Source organism: Pseudidiomarina homiensis, assembly GCF_003987225.1.
GTDB classification, from domain to species: Bacteria; Pseudomonadota; Gammaproteobacteria; order Enterobacterales; family Alteromonadaceae; genus Pseudidiomarina; species Pseudidiomarina homiensis.
In genome coordinates this window covers 1,475,779-1,496,107 of record NZ_PIPX01000001.1, presented here as the reverse complement: position 1 = coordinate 1,496,107, position 20,329 = coordinate 1,475,779, and the positions used below count along the sequence as shown (strand labels likewise).

The following is a 20,329-nucleotide window of genomic DNA, read 5'->3' as shown; positions in this document are numbered from 1 at the left end:
TTGAGATAAGAATGGTGCATTTTAAGACTTAAGCCAACCTTAATTTGACGCGAAGAATCACGTAGCTTATAGCTTACAGTTGTTCGTCTATTACCGAGGTTGCAATGACACAGTGGCATAAAGCAGAACAATTGATGGCAAGTACGCATGAGGTGTTGAATCAGCCTCCAGCGCTTGAAAACTATAATGTGTTACACGCGGATACGGCGCTACAAGAAGCTATAGGGCGTGGTCAAGCCAGTTGGGCGCAAAAAGAAATCGCAGCTGTCGGTGCGCTCGCTGGCAATGCACAAACCATCCAACTCGGCTTTTTGGCCAATGCACATAAACCACAATTCCAGTCGCATGATCGTTTTGGCCACCGTATCGATCTTGTTGAATACCATGATGCCTATCATCGCTTAATGACCATCGCTACTGAGCATGGCTTACATGCGTCGCCTTGGGCGAAGCCTCAGCAGGGGGCACATGTCGCACGGGCGGCGAAATACTACCTGCACACGCAAGTTGAAGCTGCGCATGGTTGTCCGATCACCATGACCTTTGCGGCGGCGCCGGCGTTGCAGCACCAACCAGATATCGCCGCTGAGTGGTTGCCGAAAATGTTGCAGTATAGTTATGACCCAAGAAATGTGGCGCACACCGAAAAAGCAGCGGTGACCATCGGTATGGCGATGACAGAAAAGCAGGGTGGTTCTGACGTACGTGCAAATACGACGCATGCCTACCCAATCGGCGCAAAGGGCCCAGGACAAATGTATGAATTAGTCGGACACAAATGGTTTGTGTCTGCCCCTATGTGCGATGCTTTCTTGGTTCTGGCGCAGTCTGAACAGGGCTTGAGTTGCTTTTTGTTGCCCAGATGGCGCCCTGATGGAACCAAAAACCCATTACAAATTCAGCGACTTAAAGACAAAATGGGAAATGTCGCAAACGCCTCGAGTGAAGCCGAACTGCGTGGCGCCATGGCTTGGATGATTGGTGAGGAGGGCAGAGGTGTTCGCACTATCATCGAGATGGTCGCAATGACACGTTATGACTGCATGATTGGCTCATCAGCCGGTATGCGGCAAGCAACAGCGCAAGCAATACATCATTGCCAACATCGGTCTGCTTTTGGCGCTCATTTGATCGATCAGCCGCTGATGCAAAATGTGCTTGCCGACTTAGCTTTGGAAAGCGAAGCGGCGCTGACGTTGACGATGCGCATGGCACAGGCGATGGATCAACGTGATGATCCTCATGAACAAGCGCTTGCGAGGATTGTGGTGCCAGCCGGCAAATACTGGATCTGTAAGCGCACAGCAGAGCATGCGTACGAAGCGATGGAAGTTATAGGTGGGAGTGGTGTTATGGAAAACTGCATCATGCCACGTTTATATCGTGAAGCTCCGATCAATGCGATTTGGGAGGGTAGCGGTAATGTGCAATGCTTGGATGCCTTGCGGGCGGTGCAAAAGCAGCCCGAGTCATTTGCTGCGTTGCAAACCGAGCTAATGCGCGTTAAAGGTGTGAACAAAGCGCTCGACGCAGCGATTGCAAGATTGCCTCAGCTATTACAACAGGCAAAAGAGCAACCTTTTTATGCCCGACAGTGGGTTGAGTTGATAGCCCGTACGATGCAGGCCGCATTATTGCAACAACATGCCCCGCATGAAGTTGCCGATGCGTTTTGTCAGAGTCGTTTGGGCGACGTAACGCATCTGGGCTATGGTAGGCTGACAAGTCCATCAGCGGCGCAGGCGATTGTGCGCCGAGCGTGGCCGCAAAAATAAGAAAAATAAGGACTGATGATGACGATTTACCAAATGCTGGAGAGCAACACCAAAAGAAAAATACTTATATGGAAGCGTAGCTAACTAACATATTTCGATACAAAAACGCGAAGCGCTCACGCGGCTTTGCGTTGGCAAAAAGCACACCATCTTTTATAGTGACAACAATAAGATAACTTTGGAGCATGGCTCGCATGTCACAAGAAACCTTTAAAATTTTAGTGGTCGATGATGATGCCCGACTACGTGGTTTGCTAGAACGTTATTTGACCGAGCAGGGTTTTTATGTGCGTTCGGCTGCGCAAAGCGAACAGATGGATAGGCTGTTAGAACGCGAAAACTTTCACCTCATGGTGTTAGATTTGATGTTGCCAGGCGAAGATGGCTTGTCGATTTGTAAACGTTTACGCCATGCCAACAACGATATTCCCATTGTGATGCTCACCGCGAAAGGTGATGAGGTTGATCGCATTATTGGCTTGGAATTAGGCGCCGATGACTACCTTGCCAAACCGTTTAATCCACGCGAATTGCTTGCGCGTGTACGGGCTGTTTTGCGCCGACGCGGCAAAGAAATTCCTGGAGCGCCGAGTGCGGATGATGAAGAAATTGCGTTTGGCGAATTTCGCTTAAATCTTGGCACCCGTGAAATGTTCAAAGGTGATGAGCCCATGCCGCTAACCAGCGGTGAATTTGCGGTGTTGAAGGCCTTGGTAACCCACCCACGCCAGCCGATGTCGCGAGACAAATTGATGAATCAAGCCCGCGGCCGCGACTACAGCGCCCTAGAGCGGAGTATTGATGTCCAGGTGTCGCGCCTGCGGCGCATGCTAGAAGTAGACCCGGCTAGCCCGCGTTATATTCAAACGGTCTGGGGCCTCGGCTATGTTTTTGTGCCCGATGGCAGTAAAAAAGTCTAAACCATGAAGCTTTTTCCGCGTTCAGCGTTTGCTCGCACCGTCGCGCTGATCGCGTTTTTGTTACTGATCAACCAAGTCGTATCCTATGTCATGGTTGGTTTGTATGTGGTGAAGCCGAGTCTGCAACAAATCAGTTCCGTGGTTGCGAAACAGGTACAGGGAATTATTGTTCTTGACCGCTGGCTCAGCGAGCGCGACATGTCGACCGCCGAAAAACGCATTCTCGCCAAGCGCTACACTGATGCGGTTGGAATTGACGGTTTCACCGAGCGAGAAGCACTCGCAAATGACTTGAGCAATGCCTCCACCTATAATTTTCTCTCGGACCAAATGAGTCAGTACCTCGCTGCTGATACCGAAGTGCGCATCGCCCAAGGCGAAATTTACTACGTTTGGATTCGTACCGCTTCGTTAGAAGGGTACTGGCTGCGCATCCGTCTTGATACCTTTGATGAAGCACGTTTCTCGCCCTTGCTCTTTTACCTTATCCTGATTGGTGGTTTGAGCGTGCTCGGTGGTATGTGGTTTACTAATTGGCAGAACAAACCGTTGAAGTCGTTAGAGGCGGCTGCGGCCCAAGTCGGGCGCGGCGAATACCCTGATGAGCTGGTGGAACGTGGTTCTACTGAGGTCATTGCGGTAACCCGAGCATTTAATCAAATGACCCAAGGGGTGAAGCAACTCGAGCAAGATCGCGCCTTATTAATGGCTGGCGTATCACACGACTTGAGAACGCCGCTCACGCGTATACGTTTAGCGACAGAAATGATGCCACCGAGTGAAGACTTTCTCGCCGAGGGAATTATTAGTGATATTGACGATATGAATGCCATCATTGATCAGTTTATTGATTACGTGCGCATTGATACGCAAGCTGACACTGATTGTGAGAATCTTAACTACTTGGTTGAAGATGTTGTGGGCCATGTGCCGGAAAATTGGCAAGCTGACATCGTTGTGAACTACGGGGACATGCCTGAAATCCCGGTCCGAGCGATATCGATCAAGCGGGTCTTACTCAATTTGTTGGAGAACGCTGAACGCTACGGTAGCGGCAGAGTACTCATTGAAACCGGTTATAACACCGAACGCGAGCGCGTTTGGGTAACCGTGAGTGATGACGGTGAAGGTATCCCCGCTGCGCAAATTGAGCACGTATTGCAGCCCTTCACACAAGGCGACAAAGCGAGGGCAACCAAAGGCTCTGGCCTAGGTCTGGCGATCGTGAAGCGGATTGTTGAACGCCACGGCGGACGGATAACATTTGGTCGTAGTACGAAGCTTGGCGGCTTGGCAGTTCGAATTGAGCTGCCAAGCGTTAAAGCTGAGCCCTGCTAATAGCAACGTTAAGCGCGAATTCGGTTCAAACCGTTGAGCGCCGCGACGCGATATGCTTCGGCCATGGTCGGGTAGTTGAACGTGGTGTTAACGAAATACTCAAGGGTATTGCCACCGTTTTTCTGTTCCATGATGGCCTGACCAATGTGAATGATTTCGGCAGCGCGCTCACCAAAACAGTGAATACCGAGAACCTCTTTGGTTTCGCGGTGGAATAAAATCTTCAAACTGCCAACCGCCATATTGGAAATTTGCGCACGTGCTAAATGTTTGAACTGCGCACGACCCACTTCGTAAGGAACCTTTTGCTGGGTCAGCTCTTCTTCAGTTTTGCCCACCGAGCTAATCTCTGGAATGGTGTAGATCCCGGTAGGAATGTCACTAATCAAGCGTTGTTCGCACTCGCCCTCGAGCATTGCGGTCGCACAGATACGACCTTGGTCATAGGCGGCCGATGCTAACGATGGATAGCCGATGATATCGCCCACAGCGAAAACATTTTCGACTTCGGTTTGATACTGATTCGATACCTCAAGTTGACCGCGCGAATTTGGTTTTAAGCCTAACGCTTCAACATTCAGATCTTCGATATTACCCGACCGACCATTGGCGTATAGCAAGCAGTCGGCATCGAGACGTTTACCCGATTTGGTAAAGAGCGTTACACCTTCGTCGTGGCCTTCAATGCGTTCGTATTCTTCGTTGTGTCGAATGACCACACCGTTGTTACGCAGGTGGTAGCTCAGCGCGTCAGATATCTCGGCATCAAGAAACGAAAGCAAGCGATCGCGCGTGTTGATCAAATCCACTTTAACGCCCAACCCACGGAAAATACTCGCATATTCACTACCAATGACACCGGCACCATAAATAATGATGCTTTTCGGCTCGTGCTTTAATGAGAGGACAGTGTCCGAGTCATAAACACGCTCGTGCGTGAAGTCGACGTCAGGCGGATGATACGGACGCGAACCGGTGGCAATGACGATTTGCTTGGTGCCAATGTATTCGATGGTGCCATCGCCTTGGGTGATTTTGATGGTGTGAGGGTCTTCAAAGCTTGCGGTACCATGCAGCACCGTTACCCCATTGCGTTGGTAAAACCCGCTGCGCATTTGTACTTGCTGCTGAATGACGCCCTGCGCATGCTTCAATATGTCGGCAAATGACATACTGTGCGGAGCGCAAGCGCCCATAAATAGCGGGTTAGTGTTGTACTCGATCAAGCGACTGACGGAGTGACGCAGGGCTTTTGATGGAATCGTGCCCCAATGGGTACAACCACCGCCAAGGGAGTTATGCTTTTCGATCATGGCAACACTGCGACCTTTTTTGACCAATTGCATTGCTGCACCTTCGCCGCCAGGGCCGCTGCCGATGACTACTGCGTCAAATTGTGTCGTAACTTCGCTCATGAAAAGCTCCTGTTGGTTGTACCGCTTATAACGAGTCGCTATAGTAACCGAAACGGTCGGTGCAGAGCTAGTAATGCAGGCTTATTCCGGCTATTCGCAGAAAACATTTCGTTGGCGGTAAAGCATGGCCCGAAAACAAGTTCCGGAAATCCTTCAACGTCAAATTGTAGCTCGTAGTCGCTTGTTGCGCATCGAAGCTGTCGATTTGAAGTTTAGTAATGGTGTCGAGCGGCAATTTGAACGCATGCAAAGCAGTGGTCGTGGAGCGGTGATGATCGTGCCCTTTATTGACGACGAGCAAATCATGTTGGTGCGCGAATACGCGGCGGGACTTCATAATTATCAGCTCGGCTTCCCCAAGGGGCTGATCGATCCAGGCGAAACCCCAGAAGAAGCTGCTCTACGTGAGCTTAAAGAAGAAATAGGATACGGCGCACGGGAATTAATTCCTTTGAAAAGCGTGACCATGGCGCCGCAATTTTTTTCCGCTACTATGCATATCTTTATTGCCCGTGATCTGTACCCAGAGAAACTCGAGGGTGATGAACCTGAGCCGCTCGAGCAAGTACCTTGGCAATTGCATAAAGCAGAAGCCTTATTAGCCCAAGAGGATTTTACTGAGGCACGCAGTATTGCTGCATTATTAATGACCTTGAGGAAACTGCAAAAGTGAGCGCGAACGACGACGCTAAATTACTTGAAGGCGCGGCCTTAATCGCACAGCGTGCGGGCGACTTAATCATGGAGCTCTACGAAGAGCAGGCTTATGCCACGTACGAAAAAGCGGACGAATCGCCAGTTACTAGTGCGGACTACGCAGCGCACCGTTTCATCACTGAACAGCTGGCCGAGTTGTCACCCGACATCCCCATTCTTTCCGAAGAAGGTGCGCACTTATCGCTTGCAGAACGCCAGCAATGGTCACGTTATTGGCTGATTGATCCGATCGACGGAACCCAAGAGTTTATCGCGCGCAGTGGCGATTTTACCGTCGTCATCGCATTAGTTGAGCAACACCAACCGCACTTAGGTGTCATCTATTGGCCTGCCGGCGATAAGCTTTATCTGGCCCAGCGCGGAGCAGGGGCGTTTCGCCGTGACATTAATGGTGAGCAGCGTCTGCGCGTGCGACAGTTGCAACAACCTGACAGTGACCCAGTAATTTTAGCCATTAGTCGCCGACAACCACGTGAGCGGGTCATGCAACGCATGAATCCTGACCGCAATTTGAGTACCTTGCCAGCAGGTAGTTGCTCATTAAAGGCGTGTTTGATCGCTGAAGGGCAAGCAGATTGTTTCTTACGTGTTGGACCTACGGGTGAATGGGACACGGCAGCCGCCGACGTTATTGTTGGCGAAGCCGGCGGAAGTATTGTTAGCGAGTCGTTTACCCCGCTCACCTATAATGAAGAATCCCAGTTAGGCAACCCGAACTTCTTGATCCTAGGCGACCCTCGTGTGCCTTGGCAGGATGTTTTTATTCGGCATCGAAATCCGTCTGAGGCATGATATTCACGGTTTCATGTAATTCCGACCAGACTAAAATCGCTTCGCCACTGCGCAGTTGCTCGCGTACATCCTCGACCTTTTCGGCCAAGGACTTCTCGTCCTCACCGTAATCAGTGCCTTCACGTAGCACAAAGGCCTCGATAATGGCGTCTAAGGTTGCCGGGTCAATTTGCTGCCATGGAATTTGCATTAGCTGTTGGCCTCTTCAACTTGGAGTGCCTCTTCGGCCTCCATCCATTGTTCCTCTGCTTGGCTCAAAGTTTGCTGCAACGATGCTTGTTGCTGCAGCAACTCGGTTAAACGTGGCTTATTTTCCGCTTCGTAGAGGCTATTGTCGGCGAGTTGCGCGTTGATGTCCGCCAAGGCTTGCTCGCACTTGTGGACCTCTTTTTCATAGTTAGCCACCGCATCTTTGAACGGTTTAAGCTGCTGGCGGCGGGCGGCAGCTTCACGCTTTTCGGTCTTACGGTCAACCTTAGGACTTGATGGACTTTCTTGTGATTCACTACGCGCTTTTTGTTGGTTTTGCAGCCATTCGTGGTAGCTATCCAGATCGCCGTCAAACGGCTGCACTTGGGCGTTAGCAACCAAAAAGAATTCGTCAACCGTGGTGCGTAATAAATGCCGATCATGCGAAACAATAACCATGGCACCGGCAAAATCTTGTAGCGCATACACCAACGCTTCACGCATGACACTATCGAGGTGGTTAGTGGGCTCATCGAGTAGCAGTAAATTGGGCTTTTGATACACAATAATAGCGAGTACCAGTCGCGCTTTTTCGCCGCCTGACATAGGCGCAACTTGCCGCGTCGCTTGATCACCTGAAAACCCGAAGCTCCCTAAAAAATCACGTAGTTGTTGTTCAGTTGCGTGCGCATCAAGACGTTGAATGTGTTGTAGCGGCGTTGCTTGGCTATCGAGCAACTCCAACTGATGCTGCGCAAAATAGCCTAATTTAATACCGCTATTCAGTTGCAAGGTGCCTTGTTGCGGTTGGAGTTCACCGGCGAGCAGTTTGACTAAGGTGGATTTACCCGCGCCATTACGGCCCAGTAAGCCGATACGGCTACCCGGTACCAAATTGAATTTAATCGAGCGCAAAATAACCGTGTCACCATAACCAGCTTGCACGTCATCCAGCGTCAAAAGTGGATTCGGCAGCTGCTCTGGGTCGCGGAAACCAAATTGAAACTGACTGTTAGCGACCAGTGGCGCACTCGCGGTAAGGCGTTCAAGAGCCTTGATGCGACTCTGCGCCTGACGTGCCTTGCTTGCTTTGTAGCGAAAGCGGTCGATGTACTTTTGCAAATGTTTACGTTGCGCTTGCTCTTTCTCGAATTGTGCTTGCTGCTGGGCGATTTGTTCGGCGTATTGCCGCTCGAAGCTGGAGTAATTGCCATTGTACGAGGTTGCTGTTTGTTGCTCGATGTGCACGATTTGTTGGCATACCGCATCGAGAAAGTCGCGGTCATGCGAAATCAGTAATAAGGTTCCAGGGAAGCGTTGCAGCCAATCCTCAAGCCAGAAAATGGCATCGACGTCTAAGTGGTTGGTCGGCTCATCGAGTAACAACAGGTCAGCGCGAGCAATCAAGGCTTGCGCGAGGTTCAGGCGCATCCGCCAGCCGCCAGAAAAGGCTTTGACTGGCTGTTGAAACTGTTCATCACTAAAGCCAAGGCCTGCCAGTAATGACGCTGCGCGAGCAGGGGCCTCGTAGGCACCGATAGTGGCCAATTGATCGTGTAGGCGGCCAATAGCATGGCCATCATTCTGCACTTCAGCCTGCTTTAATTGATCCTCGAGGGCGCGTAACTCAGTATCACCATCAAGCACATAGTCGAGCGCAGCTTGTTCCAAACCTGGAGTTTCTTGCTTTACGCTGGCGATGCGCCATTGTTTAGGGACATCACACTCGCCTTGTTCGACTTGCAGTTCACCACGCATGAGCGCAAACAGGGAGGATTTGCCCGTGCCATTGCGTCCCACAACGCCGACGTGATGGCCAGGGAAAATGGTAATGTCGGAATTTTGCAGTAAGACGTTGCCGCCGCGCATAAGCGCCATGCCGCGGATAGAAATCATGCAGAACCTTGTGCTTGGTGTTGATTAATGAATCTGCGACAATTATACCTGAAGCAACACGAGGTGAATATGGCACGCACACGGAAACGATTTATTGCTGGCGCAGAATGCCCAGCTTGCGGAGCTGCAGATACGTTGCAGTTGACGATTAGCTCAGATGCAGCAGGTAATGTGCGTGAAGAGCAGGTGCAATGTGTGGCCTGCCAACATACGTTCAGTGATAAAGAAGAACCACAACAACAAACGTCAGCAAAAGACGACACATTGATTGGCTTATTTAAACCAGAGTAAATAAGCCAAACCACAAGGAGCTCTTATGAACACCTATGATCCGCTCGTGCTTACTGGTATATGGTTAATTATCGTTACATTACTGGTGCAGTGGGGAACGGCAGCAGCAGTCAAAGCAAAACAACCGGGCGCTATTCCTGGCAAAGTCCCTGAAAATATTAGCCATGACTCGTTGGTTTTCCGCACCCACCGTACTTTTATGAACTCCCTTGAAAATGTCCCGATGTTTTTGCTGAGCGTCTTTTTCGGCATGTTTTTAGGGCTTGATTCGGCATGGTTCGGCTATTGGGTGATGCTGTTTGCCGTCGCTCGAATCCTCCATATGGTCCTTTATTACGCTATAGCGACCGAAAAGAATCCAAGTCCACGGAGCTGGTTTTTCGTACTAGGTGCGGTCGCTAATATTGCCGTGTTGGTGCAGTGCGCCATGTTTATGTGGGCATGATGCATGGACTTTCTTGCGCTGGCATACGCGCTTGCGGTCGGTTTAATTATCGGTCTCGAGCGCGGCTGGAGCCAGCGCGGTAAAGGTGATGGCCAACGTTTTGCCGGTTTCCGCACTTTCGCGATAGTCAGTCTGGCTGGTGGCGTATTGCCGTTGCTGACCGAAATAATACCCGCGACATTCGTATTGGTGCTATGGGTTGCTGTGTTCTTTAGTATCACTGCGTTGGTGATAGCCGCACATTTATTAGAGGCGAGGCAAACTGCAGACTTTGGTATTACGACGGAGCTATCTCTCCTACTCACCTTTCTATTGGGCTCACTTTGTACCGCCGGTTTTGTCGACATTGCGGTGCCCATTGCGGTCATCACCGCATTGTTATTAAGCCTTAAACCATTACTCCACGGTTGGCTGGAAAGGTTACAGCAGCGCGAGCTCTTTGCGATTCTGCAGATGCTTTTGATCAGCGTTGTTTTGCTACCTCTTTTACCGAACCAAGGGTTGGGGCCGGGTGGTGTGATCAATCCTTATTTGATCGGTTGGATGGTGGTTCTCATCACGGGGATCTCCTTCGTCGGCTATTTCGCCATAAAGATGTTAGGGAGTCGCCGCGGACTTTTATTGACCGGATTACTAGGCGGTCTTGCCTCATCGACAGCGGTCACCCTAAGCTTTAGCCGGCTGGGCAAATTGCAAGAGCATGGACACCAACTGCTAGTGGCGGCGATTCTGCTTGCCGCTGGAACCATGTTTCCACGCATGCTGGTCGAAGTCGCGGTGTTGAATCGACCGTTGCTGCAAGAGTTGATCTTGCCGTTAGTGGTCATGATGAGTGTCACATACGTTGGGGTGATTTACCTTGTACGGCGCGCACATCGGGGCGCGAAACCGATAAATTTTGTTCTCAATAATCCATTCGATATTGTCACCGCACTGAAGTTTGCTGCTTTGTTGATCGCAATTCTGTTACTTGCGCACTATGCGCATCGGTATTTTGATGCGCTTGGTATCTACGCAGTGGCGGCGATTTCCGGTTTAACTGACGTCGATGCCATCACTTTATCTTTGGCAAAAATGGCTTCGAATGGCTTAGAACACGCCGTTGCGGTACCGGCGATTTTACTCGCAGCAAGCGTCAATACTGCGGTAAAAATGGGGATGGTTGGGCTGCTTGGTCATCCCGCAATGCGCATCTCCAGCTTATGCATTGCGAGCTTAGCTGTAACCGCCGGCTGGCTCACCTGGTGGTTGCTGTTGTAACTACTGGAGCCTTGTGCAGAAATCACCTAGACTATAGCGCCAAACGACAACATTGTTTGCTTCGGCAGCTAACTGTTAGCGAAGGAGTGGTAAGCCAATGAACCAAGATTATCCAATCGGTACCCCTGGCACCCCATGGGGCGATGCAGAAAAACAAGAATGGTACGCGCGGCAAAGTAAACAGCGCGACTATGGTAATGATGTGATCCGCCGTATCGATCACCTGCGCGAGCAGTTCGATGTGGAGACCTACGGTGAATTGAATTACGACGCTAAGAGTTATCCGTTATTTGTGGTGCGTAGCCGCAACTGGCGAGCTGAGTTGCCAACGGTATTGGTCACTGGAGGAGTGCACGGCTATGAAACCAGTGGCGTCCATGGCGCTTTGTACTTTCTTGAAACTGAAGCGGTGAACCACTTAGCGCACTTTAATATTATCGTTGCGCCGTGCTTGAGCCCTTGGGGCTATGAAACGATCAACCGTTGGAATCCTGATGCTGTTGATCCAAACCGCTCGTTCAAGCCGCAAAGTCCTGCCCAAGAATGTGCTTTGATCATGAACTACTTGAGTAAGCACAAGATCACTCCTGATGTGCACGTCGATTTGCACGAAACAACTGACACGGACAACAGTGAGTTTCGTCCTGCGAAGGCTGCACTTGATGGGACGACCAATACAAATTGGAATATTCCTGATGGTTTTTATCTGGTTGCTGATAGCAAGCGGGCAGAGCCTGAATTTCAGCGCGCGATCATTGAGACCGTAAAACCAATTACCCATATTGCGCCGGCCGATGACAGCGGTTGTTTGATTGGTGCGCCCATGATCCAAGAAGGCGTGATCGAATATGATGGCAAAGGGCTTGGCTTGTGCATGGGATTAACCGACGCGCGTTTTGTCACGACCACCGAAGTTTATCCTGATAGCGCGAACACGAATCCTGTGGAATGTGTTGATGCGCAAGTTGCCGCAGTCCGCGGTGCTTTGGAGTATGCAGCACAAGAACTCTAAATTTGCGCTTTTTTGAGTATTTACTAGGGTTGTTGTTGACTTTTTAAACAGAAAAAGGAGCAACAACCATGGTTAGGTTGATACTAAGTCTAGTTATCATTGGTGCTTGTTGTAGTTTTACGGCACACGCGAATGAAGCAGCTGAAGCGGCCATCAAGGCAGCTTATAACGACATCCATCAACGTTTTTTAGCTGGCGATGTTGGCGACGTTGGCGGTGATTTTTATACTAAAGATGCGCTGTTCTTCCCACCTATGGGAGGCAAAATCGATAGTACCGAGGGCATTACGCAAAGTTTTGTGGGGATGCTTGAGCATGGGTTGATTTTAAAACCGGTGCCGGTCGAAGTAGAAGTTTATGGCGATGTTGCCTACGAGCGGGGCATTGGTTACCTAAGTAATCAGCAAGGCGAACTGCTCAGTAAAGATGATTACATGGTGATCTGGAAAAAAGAGGACGGGCATTGGAAGATTTATCGCGACTTAGTCAGGGGAACCCCACCGCCAGCGAACTAACACTTGCCTGTAATGCGGTGCGCCAATGGGTTGCCGAGGTGGTAGTTGGCTTAAATTTTTGCCCGTTTGCGCATCGCGAAGTTGAAAAAAATCGTGTGCTTTACGTCGATAGTTCCGCGCAGTCTATAGAGTCTGCGCTCGAGGACCTTGCTAGCGCCATGCAACAACTGCTTGAAGATGAGCAAATTGAAACGACGTTGCTGGTGCTGAGCCAAGGTTTTCATGATTTTGATGACTATCTTGATTTGCTCGATTACGCCCAGATCACGCTGCGCGAGTTGAATCTTGAAGGTACTTTACAAATCGCGAGCTTTCATCCGCATTACCAGTTTGCTGATACCGCAGATGATGATGTGAGTAATTATACCAACCGCGCTCCATTCCCAGTGCTGCATCTGTTACGCGAGGCAAGCCTCGAAAAGGTGCTGGCGCGTTATCCAAACCCCGAGGCCATTCCCGAGCGCAATATTGAAGTTGCCCAACAGCGCGGCGTCATTTACTTTCAAGCGCTACTCGAACGCCTGCGCGACAATGGTTAAGCGTCGCGTGGTAGCCCTTTCTCGATAGCGCGGGTTAGGCGTAAGACTTGCTTGCTGGTGTCCGCAGCTTTATTGTGCTGACGTTGTAACGCCCAGTCGATATGTTCATCGACCATCGCATTGACCTGACCGCGTTGCGCTTTGAGTGCGCTAATAATCGTTTCATCGTGCGGTGCGTTACCTAACGCGACGGCGAGATTACGTTGCCAAGATGCAAAACCAATGCGACGAATCGGTGAACCTTCGGTGCGTTTTAAAAATGTGGCCTCATCCCAAGCCCAGAGTTCGAGTAACTCTGGGGTGTGCAGGTCTTTGCGCGGCGCAAAATCATCTTCAGCAGTGAGTTGCGAATAACGATTCCATGGGCAGATAAGCTGGCAATCGTCACAGCCATAAATGCGATTGCCCATCAGCGGTCGGAGCTCTTCGGGGATGGCTGATTTCAGCTCAATCGTGAGATACGAAATACAGCGTCGTGCATCCAGTTTGTAGGGCTCGACAATGGCTTGCGTTGGACAAATCGTAATGCAGGCTTTGCAACTTCCACACTTTTCTTCGACCGGTTGATCAACAGGAAGAGGCAAGTTCACCAGTAGCTCACCTAAGAAGAACCAAGACCCCCCTTGTTCGTCCAACACGAGCGTGTGTTTTCCGGTCCAGCCTAAACCTGCTTTGACTGCGAGAGGGCGTTCTAAAATGGGCGCCGAATCAACGAACGGGCGGTAATCGAGCTCAGCGCAAGCCTCTTTGATACGCTCACCGAGTTGTTTTAGGCGTTTTCGCATAAGCTTATGATAGTCACGTCCTAGGGCGTAGCGACTGATATAGCCTAGGCGTGGATTCTTCAGCGTTTTCGCGAAGCCAGCTTCGGCGGGTAGGTAATTCATACGTACTGAGATAGCGCGGACGCTCCCTTCGTGCAACTGATCGGGACGGGTTCGCAGCTCAGCGTGACGCTCCATGTAGTCCATTTCGCCATGCATTCCTTCGGCCAGCCATTGCTGCAATGCCGCACGCTCGCTACTAAGGTCGAGATCAGTAATCCCGACCTTCTGGAAACCGAGTTCTTGGCCCCATTTTTTAATATCTAACGCAAGTTGCTGGAAATCCATGTGATTCGTCTTATGCTTACAGGCGAGTGCTCAAAAATAACAAAAAACCAGTGGAGATGCACCGATGCAATTAAGTATGCAACAGCTTGTCTTTCGCACCAAGCAGGTTCGCGATCGAGAATTAGAAGCAGCGAAGAACCTTGGTGTCAGTCCCGCACAGTTGATGCAGCGGGCTGCACAAAGCTGTTTAGCGGCGCTTGAGCGGCAGCAACCAGCCCCAGCGCGCATCATGATCCTTTGTGGCCCGGGGAATAATGGCGGTGATGGTTGGGTGTTGGCGCGTTTAGCGAGTTGCGCAGGTTACCAAGTGACTGTGGTGGCGAGCGAGCCCAAAACCGAGTTAGCCAAGCAAGCAGCAGACGCATGGCATGATCAACAAGGACAAGTCGAGCCTTTAGCACAACTGGATCGGACCCACCTTGCTGAGTATGACATCATTGTCGACGCTATGATGGGGACAGGACTCACGCGTGATCTGGACCCGATGTATCAACGCGCTGTACATACCCTGAATGACGCCAAGCAGTTTCATAAACTGTGGGTGTTAAGCATTGATTGTCCTAGTGGCCTGCAAAGTGATACTGGCACACCTTGTCCAATTGCGGTGGAGGCGGACTACACCGTAACGTTTATCGCTTGGAAGCCTGGTTTACTGACCGGTCAAGGCTGCCATTATAGCGGTCGTTTAGAGCTTGCAGAGTTGGGCATTTCGGCGGCGTTTCGGCAGTTGGAACGACCGTTTGCCACCCTTATTGAGCAGGAAGAAGTGACCCGACACTTACCGCCCCGCCATCGAAGCAGTCATAAAGGTAGGCATGGGCATGTGGCAATTGTCGGCGGCAGACTAGGTTTGACCGGTGCGGTTGTACTGGCTGGCCAAGCAGCATTGCGCTCGGGAGCAGGAAAGGTCTCGGTGCTGACTCAACCCGAAAGCCAAGCTACGATTGCTGCAGCGCAACCTGAGCTAATGGTGCAACAAACCACGGCAGATGACCCCGCCGCCGTAATGCAGTTACTGCAAGGTTGTGATGTCGTAGTATTGGGCCCTGGTTTGGGTACCAGCAGTTGGGCGCAACGCTTATGCGAATGGCTCTTGCACAGCGATCTGCCCTTGGTCCTCGATGCCGATGGGTTAAATTTGTTAAGCGACCACAATGAGTGGTTGCCGCGGCAAGCCCCACTATGGCTGACGCCTCATCCCGGCGAGGCGGCCCGCTTGTTAAATTGTACGACTAAGCAAGTGGAACAAGATCGCTATGCAGCGGTCGAAGAGTTAAGTCATCGTTATCAAGCCTTTGTGGTACTCAAGGGAGCGGGTTCACTGATTACTCATCCCGAAGCAGCGCGTTTAAGGGTATGTAAGCGAGGCAGTCCAGCATTAGCCGTGGGCGGTGCGGGCGATGTGTTGAGCGGTATTGTTGGTAGTCTTATCGGTCAAGGCCTTGCCGCTGAGACGGTGCTTCCGGTCGCTACATGGCTGCACGCCGTTGCTGGTGAACACGCTGCAATTGCAGGTGAACGTGGTACACTACCGAGTGATTTATTTGGGCCGTTACGGAAGTTAGTGAATCCATGAGTGAAAAGCAGTTTTTCTTAGCGTCTGAAGCTGATTTATTGGCAGTCGCAGAGCGCCTAGCGCAGGTAGTCAATAACGCAAAGAATACCGATGATAAACCTTTAACCATTCACTTATTAGGCGAGCTAGGCGCAGGAAAAACCACGTTTAGTCGAGGCTTTATTCAAGCGTTGGGGCATCAAGGTAAGGTCAAAAGCCCAACCTATACGCTGGTTGAGAGTTATGAGTTGCCGCCATGGCAGATCCATCATTTTGATTTATACCGTCTTGCGGATCCTGAAGAACTTGAATTTATGGGCATACGTGATTACCTTGACAGTAATACAATAATTTTGGCGGAGTGGCCGCAGCGCGGAGCGGGTGTGCTACCAGAGCCAGATTTAAAGATTGTCATCGCTTACGCTGATAAGGCGCGAGATATGACAGTAGGTGCGCTAACTACACGAGGTCGAGAGCTCCTCGAAAAACTCTGATGCAACGTTTTTTTGTCACGGTCATGACGCTTGTACTGGCGGCTTTTGTGCTACCTGTGCATGCGGCAAACACAATTAAAAACATACGGATGTGGCCTTCGCCGGACAACACCCGTGTGGTCTTTGATATGGCTGGGGCTCCGGAGTATAGCTATTTCTCTCTCAACCAATCACATCCGTATCGTTTGGTGATTGATTTTCCGAGCACGGAACTTAACGTTAACCTAGCTCAGCTTGAATCAAGCTCATTGTTATTAAAGAAAATTCGTACCAGTACGCCCAAACTGCCTGGTAGCACGCGCATTGTGCTTGAATTAGACAAACAAGTAGATCCCGTTATTCAGGTGCTGCCACCACAAGAAATGCATGGGCACCGATTGGTTGTGGATCTCCCGGGGACGTCGTTAAAGCGTGATGAAGCGGCCTTGAGCGCTGATGATCTGCAAGAGCGCAAAGTCACCATCGCCATTGACGCTGGTCATGGCGGTGAAGATCCAGGCTCGATCGGCCCGTCGGGGACCTATGAAAAAGATGTCGTTCTAAAGGTCGCACGAGCGCTCGCAAAAATGATTAACGCTGACCCTGGTATGCAAGCTTATTTGATTCGCTCCGACGATTATTATGTCAATTTGAATGAGCGACCACGTAAGGCCGAACGCGTTAAAGCTGATTTATTTGTGTCAGTGCATGCCGATGGATTTACCTCGCCGCAGCCACGCGGAGCATCGATTTGGGTATTGTCGAATCGTCGTGCGAGTACTGAAATGGGTCGTTTGCTCGAGAATAAGGAGCGTTTATCTGATGTACTAGGTGGGGTTCCCGCAGTCGAAAATGAAGATAACTTTCTTAATGAAACGCTTATTTCGATGAGTATGGATCATGCGATGGCGAGTGGCTACGAAGCCGCCAGTGATGTACTTGGCGAACTGAAGCAAATTACGCGCATGCATAAAGCGAAACCGCAACATGCCAGTTTGGCCGTATTAACTTCCACAGCAATGCCATCGATGCTGGTTGAAACGGGCTTTATTACGAATCCATCGGAAGAGCAATTATTGCGTAGTAATCAGCACCAGCAAAAGCTGGCGCGAGCCATTTATCAAGGCGTGCGCAGTTATTTCATGCGGCGCCCACCCGACGGCACGATGTTCGCGAATAACCGAACCAACCGGCACGTGGTGCGCTCGGGCGAGTCGCTATCGATTCTGGCACAACGTTACAACACTTCTATTGCAGCAATTAAGGCACACAACAACTTGAATAGCTCGGTTATTCAAATTGGCCAAGTGCTCGAAATTCCGAGCCCCGAATAGGTTTACCCATGCCCATACAGTTACTCCCGATAAGCCTGGCGAACCAAATAGCCGCGGGCGAGGTGATAGAACGTCCTGCTTCGGTCGTCAAAGAGCTCATTGAAAACAGTTTGGACGCAGGGGCAGACCAACTCACGGTGGATATCGAGAAAGGCGGTCGGCGCCGAATTCGCATTCGTGACAATGGCGCAGGAATTGTCAAAGAGGAGCTGGCGCTGGCTTTGGCGCGTCACGCCACCAGCAAAATTCACTCGCTCGCAGACTTGGAGGCAATTCAAAGTCTAGGCTTTCGTGGCGAGGCGTTGGCGAGTATCAGTTCTGTGGCGCGCTTAACACTAACGTCGAAACCAGCAGCTCAAGAGCAAGCTTGGCGAGCCTGGGTTGAGGGCCGTGACATGAGTGCGGAATTAGCACCTGCGAGTCACCCCGATGGTACGACAGTTGATGTTGAAGATCTGTTCTTTAATACGCCGGCGCGGCGTAAGTTTTTGCGTACGGACAAAACCGAATTCACCCATATTGATGACCTGCTTAAACGCATTGCGTTGAGTCGTTTTGACGTTCGTATTGTGCTGAACCATAACCAGAAAACGGTGCGTAATTACCCTGCAGTGGCAGCGCAGGATGCGTTACAGCGCATCGCTAAAGTTGTCGGCAGTAGTTTTACCGACCATGCACATTTTATTGAAGCTGAACATTTGGGTGTGCGGCTCTGGGGGTGGGTGGTCGACGCTATTCACTGTCGACATCAGGGCGATGCGCAATATTTTTACGTGAATGGTCGCATGATGCGTGATCGCATGTTGAATCACGCGATAAGGCAAGCGTATGGTGACAGCCTGAGTGATGATCGCTCAGCAACTTATGTGTTGTATTTGGAATTGCCTCCTCACGATGTCGACGTAAACGTGCATCCCGCAAAACATGAGGTGCGCTTTCATCAGGCGCGGCAAATTCACGACTTTGTTTTGCAGACGGTTCGTGAAGGCTTACGCATTAACGCTGTAGGGGCGGCAGAGCATCAGTATAAGGCAGCTCCAGAAAGCCTACGACAACAAGTTGCAGAGTTGCAGCCACGCGCAACAACGCCTCTGCCCGGACTAAAGTGGCCGGCGCAAGGCCAGGGCCAAGCGCCGAGTGATACTCAGCAGATACCAGCAGCAGAGCGACTGAACATGTCGGAGTCTCCTGCCTTATTGACAGTACTGGCGGGGCGTTTTGCCCTTTTTCAACAGCCAACAAACGAGGCGCAAGAGCTTAAGCTGCTGCACTTGCAAGCCGTTGAGCAACATTACCATGCAGCGAAGTGGCAACAGCAATTTCAGACTGGGCTTGCCGGACAACCTTTACTGATCCCGGTAAAAATTACCGACACCGAATTGTTAGCTCGGGTGCAGCGTATCGACAACAAGCGCTGGGGGCAGTTAGGTATTCTGTTGGCGCAAGAAGGTCGAAATTGGCTTGTAAAGCAGGTACCAAGTGCACTGCGTAACAGTGACATTGCGGCGAGTCTGGTCGAGGTCGCCAGCATGTTAGAACGCCACGACGAACCTCCGCAAGAGTTTTGGTATTGGTTTGCACGCTTGCAAGTGAGTCAGCACTACAGCCACGTTCAAGCGGAACATTGGTGGCAGGTATGGCAACAAAAGCTCGCAGCTGACGATGTCTACACGTTGCCTGTCGAACTACCTGAATTACCGGAACCATTACGATGAATGAACCTTATGTCATCTGCCTTTACGGCCCCACTGCGGCGGGTAAAACTGGCTTAGCGATTGAACTGAGTCAACAACTGGGAGCGGACATCGTTTCGGTTGATTCTGCCTTAATCTATCGCGGCATGGATATTGGCACTGCGAAACCGACTGCCGAGGAACTAGCGGCTGCACCACACCGCTTGATTGATATTTGCGATCCTGCTGAGCGTTATTCGGCAGCACAGTTTGCTAACGATGCAAAACGTGAGATCGAGTCGATCTTGGCAAACGGACGGATACCGTTGCTGGTCGGCGGTACGATGATGTACTTCAAGACGTTGTTAGAGGGTATGTCGGAACTGCCGGAGGCTAATGAAGCGGTTCGTCGCGATTTGACTGCCCGTTTAGCGAGTGAAGGAAGTGACGCCCTGCACGCGGAGCTTGCAGCGGTTGACCCCGTTAGTGCTGCGCGGATACATCCGAATGATCCACAACGACTCATTCGTGCGTTAGAGGTGTATCAGATAAGCGGAAAGTCGTTGACCGAGCTAACGCAAACTCGACAGGGTGCGCTCAACTACCCAGTGATTCAACTTTCGGTCGCACCAGCGCAGCGTGAAGTATTGCACGAACGTATAGCTCTGAGGTTTCGACAAATGTTGGAACAAGGGTTCATTGACGAGGTCAAAGCCTTGCGTGCGCGTGGTGATTTACATTTAGACTTACCAGCGTTGCGCTGCGTGGGATATCGGCAGGTTTGGCAGTATTTGGACGGCGACGATGATTACCAAACCATGGTTGACAAAGGTATTTTCGCGACCCGGCAATTGGCGAAGCGGCAATTGACGTGGCTGCGCAAATGGCCGGGGGTGCGCTGGTTCGATAGTTTGGCACCAGATCTGCTTGACCAGTCACTAGCGTATTGTCGAGAAGTGCCTGAAAACTTTACACGAATCAAACCTTGAAAGCCTACAATTTGGCCTTATAGTTAAGGTAAGTACGAAAAACGATAACAGCGCAGCTGGTAAATGAGAAAGGTTAGACTATAGTTGAG

General features: G+C 50.8%; 20 protein-coding genes. 16 read left to right on the top strand and 4 right to left on the bottom strand.

Annotated elements, in window-relative coordinates; all coding sequences use genetic code 11:
• Positions 1-104: 104 nt before the first annotated feature.
• The 3 genes from CWI70_RS07150 (at position 105) to envZ (ending at position 4,033) form a co-directional block, all read left to right on the top strand.
• On the top strand, positions 105-1,775 hold the full coding sequence (locus tag CWI70_RS07150; protein ID WP_126771813.1) for an isovaleryl-CoA dehydrogenase: 1,671 nt from the start codon (positions 105-107) through the stop codon (positions 1,773-1,775).
• A gap of 194 nt (positions 1,776-1,969) precedes the next feature.
• Positions 1,970-2,695 (top strand): osmolarity response regulator transcription factor OmpR, encoded by a 726-nt coding sequence (ompR, locus tag CWI70_RS07145; protein ID WP_126771811.1) that lies wholly within the window; start codon positions 1,970-1,972, stop codon positions 2,693-2,695.
• 3 nt (positions 2,696-2,698) lie between these two features.
• The gene (gene envZ / locus CWI70_RS07140) at positions 2,699-4,033 is read left to right on the top strand and encodes a two-component system sensor histidine kinase EnvZ (protein ID WP_126771809.1); all 1,335 of its coding nucleotides are present in this window, start codon (positions 2,699-2,701) and stop codon (positions 4,031-4,033) included.
• A gap of 8 nt (positions 4,034-4,041) precedes the next feature.
• Here the strand turns inward: envZ and sthA are convergent, their stop codons facing one another.
• Complete coding sequence (gene sthA, locus CWI70_RS07135; protein WP_126771807.1) at positions 4,042-5,448, bottom strand: Si-specific NAD(P)(+) transhydrogenase; 1,407 nt, start codon at positions 5,446-5,448, stop codon at positions 4,042-4,044.
• Between the two features lie 124 nt (positions 5,449-5,572).
• On the opposite strand from sthA, the gene nudE reads away from it, so the two are divergent.
• On the top strand, positions 5,573-6,121 hold the full coding sequence (gene nudE, locus CWI70_RS07130; protein WP_126771805.1) for an ADP compounds hydrolase NudE: 549 nt from the start codon (positions 5,573-5,575) through the stop codon (positions 6,119-6,121).
• On the top strand, positions 6,118-6,957 hold the full coding sequence (gene cysQ / locus CWI70_RS07125) for a 3'(2'),5'-bisphosphate nucleotidase CysQ (protein ID WP_126771803.1): 840 nt from the start codon (positions 6,118-6,120) through the stop codon (positions 6,955-6,957). The genes nudE and cysQ overlap by 4 nt, the downstream gene beginning before the upstream one ends.
• On the opposite strand, the gene CWI70_RS07120 is transcribed toward cysQ, so the two are convergent.
• Together CWI70_RS07120 and CWI70_RS07115 are read right to left on the bottom strand one after the other, a co-directional pair.
• Positions 6,926-7,147 carry a YheU family protein gene (locus tag CWI70_RS07120; protein ID WP_126771801.1) on the bottom strand — a complete coding sequence of 74 codons (222 nt, stop codon included), beginning with the start codon at positions 7,145-7,147 and terminating at the stop codon, positions 6,926-6,928. The genes cysQ and CWI70_RS07120 overlap by 32 nt on opposite strands.
• Positions 7,147-9,042 carry an ATP-binding cassette domain-containing protein gene (locus CWI70_RS07115; protein ID WP_126771799.1) on the bottom strand — a complete coding sequence of 632 codons (1,896 nt, stop codon included), beginning with the start codon at positions 9,040-9,042 and terminating at the stop codon, positions 7,147-7,149. The genes CWI70_RS07120 and CWI70_RS07115 overlap by 1 nt, the downstream gene beginning before the upstream one ends.
• A gap of 69 nt (positions 9,043-9,111) precedes the next feature.
• Here CWI70_RS07115 and CWI70_RS07110 point away from each other — a divergent pair, with 69 nt between their 5' ends.
• From CWI70_RS07110 to CWI70_RS07085, 6 genes are all read left to right on the top strand, one after another.
• Complete coding sequence (locus tag CWI70_RS07110; protein ID WP_126771798.1) at positions 9,112-9,333, top strand: YheV family putative zinc ribbon protein; 222 nt, start codon at positions 9,112-9,114, stop codon at positions 9,331-9,333.
• Between the two features lie 25 nt (positions 9,334-9,358).
• Positions 9,359-9,778 carry an MAPEG family protein gene (locus CWI70_RS07105; RefSeq protein ID WP_126771796.1) on the top strand — a complete coding sequence of 140 codons (420 nt, stop codon included), beginning with the start codon at positions 9,359-9,361 and terminating at the stop codon, positions 9,776-9,778.
• Between the two features lie 3 nt (positions 9,779-9,781).
• Complete coding sequence (locus CWI70_RS07100) at positions 9,782-11,038, top strand: MgtC/SapB family protein (protein WP_126771794.1); 1,257 nt, start codon at positions 9,782-9,784, stop codon at positions 11,036-11,038.
• A gap of 97 nt (positions 11,039-11,135) precedes the next feature.
• Positions 11,136-12,050 carry a M14 family metallopeptidase gene (locus tag CWI70_RS07095; protein WP_126771792.1) on the top strand — a complete coding sequence of 305 codons (915 nt, stop codon included), beginning with the start codon at positions 11,136-11,138 and terminating at the stop codon, positions 12,048-12,050.
• A gap of 68 nt (positions 12,051-12,118) precedes the next feature.
• The gene (locus CWI70_RS07090; protein WP_126771790.1) at positions 12,119-12,565 is read left to right on the top strand and encodes a YybH family protein; all 447 of its coding nucleotides are present in this window, start codon (positions 12,119-12,121) and stop codon (positions 12,563-12,565) included.
• A complete protein-coding gene (locus CWI70_RS07085; protein ID WP_198677661.1) occupies positions 12,514-13,104 on the top strand; it encodes a DUF1415 domain-containing protein in 591 nt (196 codons plus the stop codon). The genes CWI70_RS07090 and CWI70_RS07085 overlap by 52 nt, the downstream gene beginning before the upstream one ends.
• Here CWI70_RS07085 and queG read toward each other — a convergent pair.
• A complete protein-coding gene (gene queG, locus CWI70_RS07080) occupies positions 13,101-14,216 on the bottom strand; it encodes a tRNA epoxyqueuosine(34) reductase QueG (RefSeq protein WP_126771788.1) in 1,116 nt (371 codons plus the stop codon). The two genes, CWI70_RS07085 and queG, sit on opposite strands and share 4 nt — an antisense overlap.
• Before the next feature lie 64 nt (positions 14,217-14,280).
• On the opposite strand from queG, the gene CWI70_RS07075 reads away from it, so the two are divergent.
• Genes CWI70_RS07075 through miaA form a run of 5 tightly spaced genes read left to right on the top strand, consistent with a single transcriptional unit; the run spans position 14,281 to position 20,240 of the window.
• On the top strand, positions 14,281-15,792 hold the full coding sequence (locus tag CWI70_RS07075) for an NAD(P)H-hydrate dehydratase (RefSeq protein WP_198677660.1): 1,512 nt from the start codon (positions 14,281-14,283) through the stop codon (positions 15,790-15,792).
• Entirely contained in the window at positions 15,789-16,265 is a 477-nt protein-coding gene (gene tsaE, locus CWI70_RS07070; RefSeq protein ID WP_126771786.1) for a tRNA (adenosine(37)-N6)-threonylcarbamoyltransferase complex ATPase subunit type 1 TsaE, read from the top strand. The genes CWI70_RS07075 and tsaE overlap by 4 nt, the downstream gene beginning before the upstream one ends.
• The gene (locus CWI70_RS07065) at positions 16,265-17,578 is read left to right on the top strand and encodes an N-acetylmuramoyl-L-alanine amidase (RefSeq protein ID WP_126771784.1); all 1,314 of its coding nucleotides are present in this window, start codon (positions 16,265-16,267) and stop codon (positions 17,576-17,578) included. Before tsaE ends, CWI70_RS07065 begins: the two co-directional genes overlap by 1 nt.
• Positions 17,579-17,586: 8 nt before the next feature.
• The gene (mutL, locus tag CWI70_RS07060) at positions 17,587-19,293 is read left to right on the top strand and encodes a DNA mismatch repair endonuclease MutL (protein ID WP_126771782.1); all 1,707 of its coding nucleotides are present in this window, start codon (positions 17,587-17,589) and stop codon (positions 19,291-19,293) included.
• The gene (gene miaA / locus CWI70_RS07055) at positions 19,290-20,240 is read left to right on the top strand and encodes a tRNA (adenosine(37)-N6)-dimethylallyltransferase MiaA (RefSeq protein WP_126771780.1); all 951 of its coding nucleotides are present in this window, start codon (positions 19,290-19,292) and stop codon (positions 20,238-20,240) included. Before mutL ends, miaA begins: the two co-directional genes overlap by 4 nt.
• The last annotated feature ends 89 nt before the right edge of the window (positions 20,241-20,329 follow it).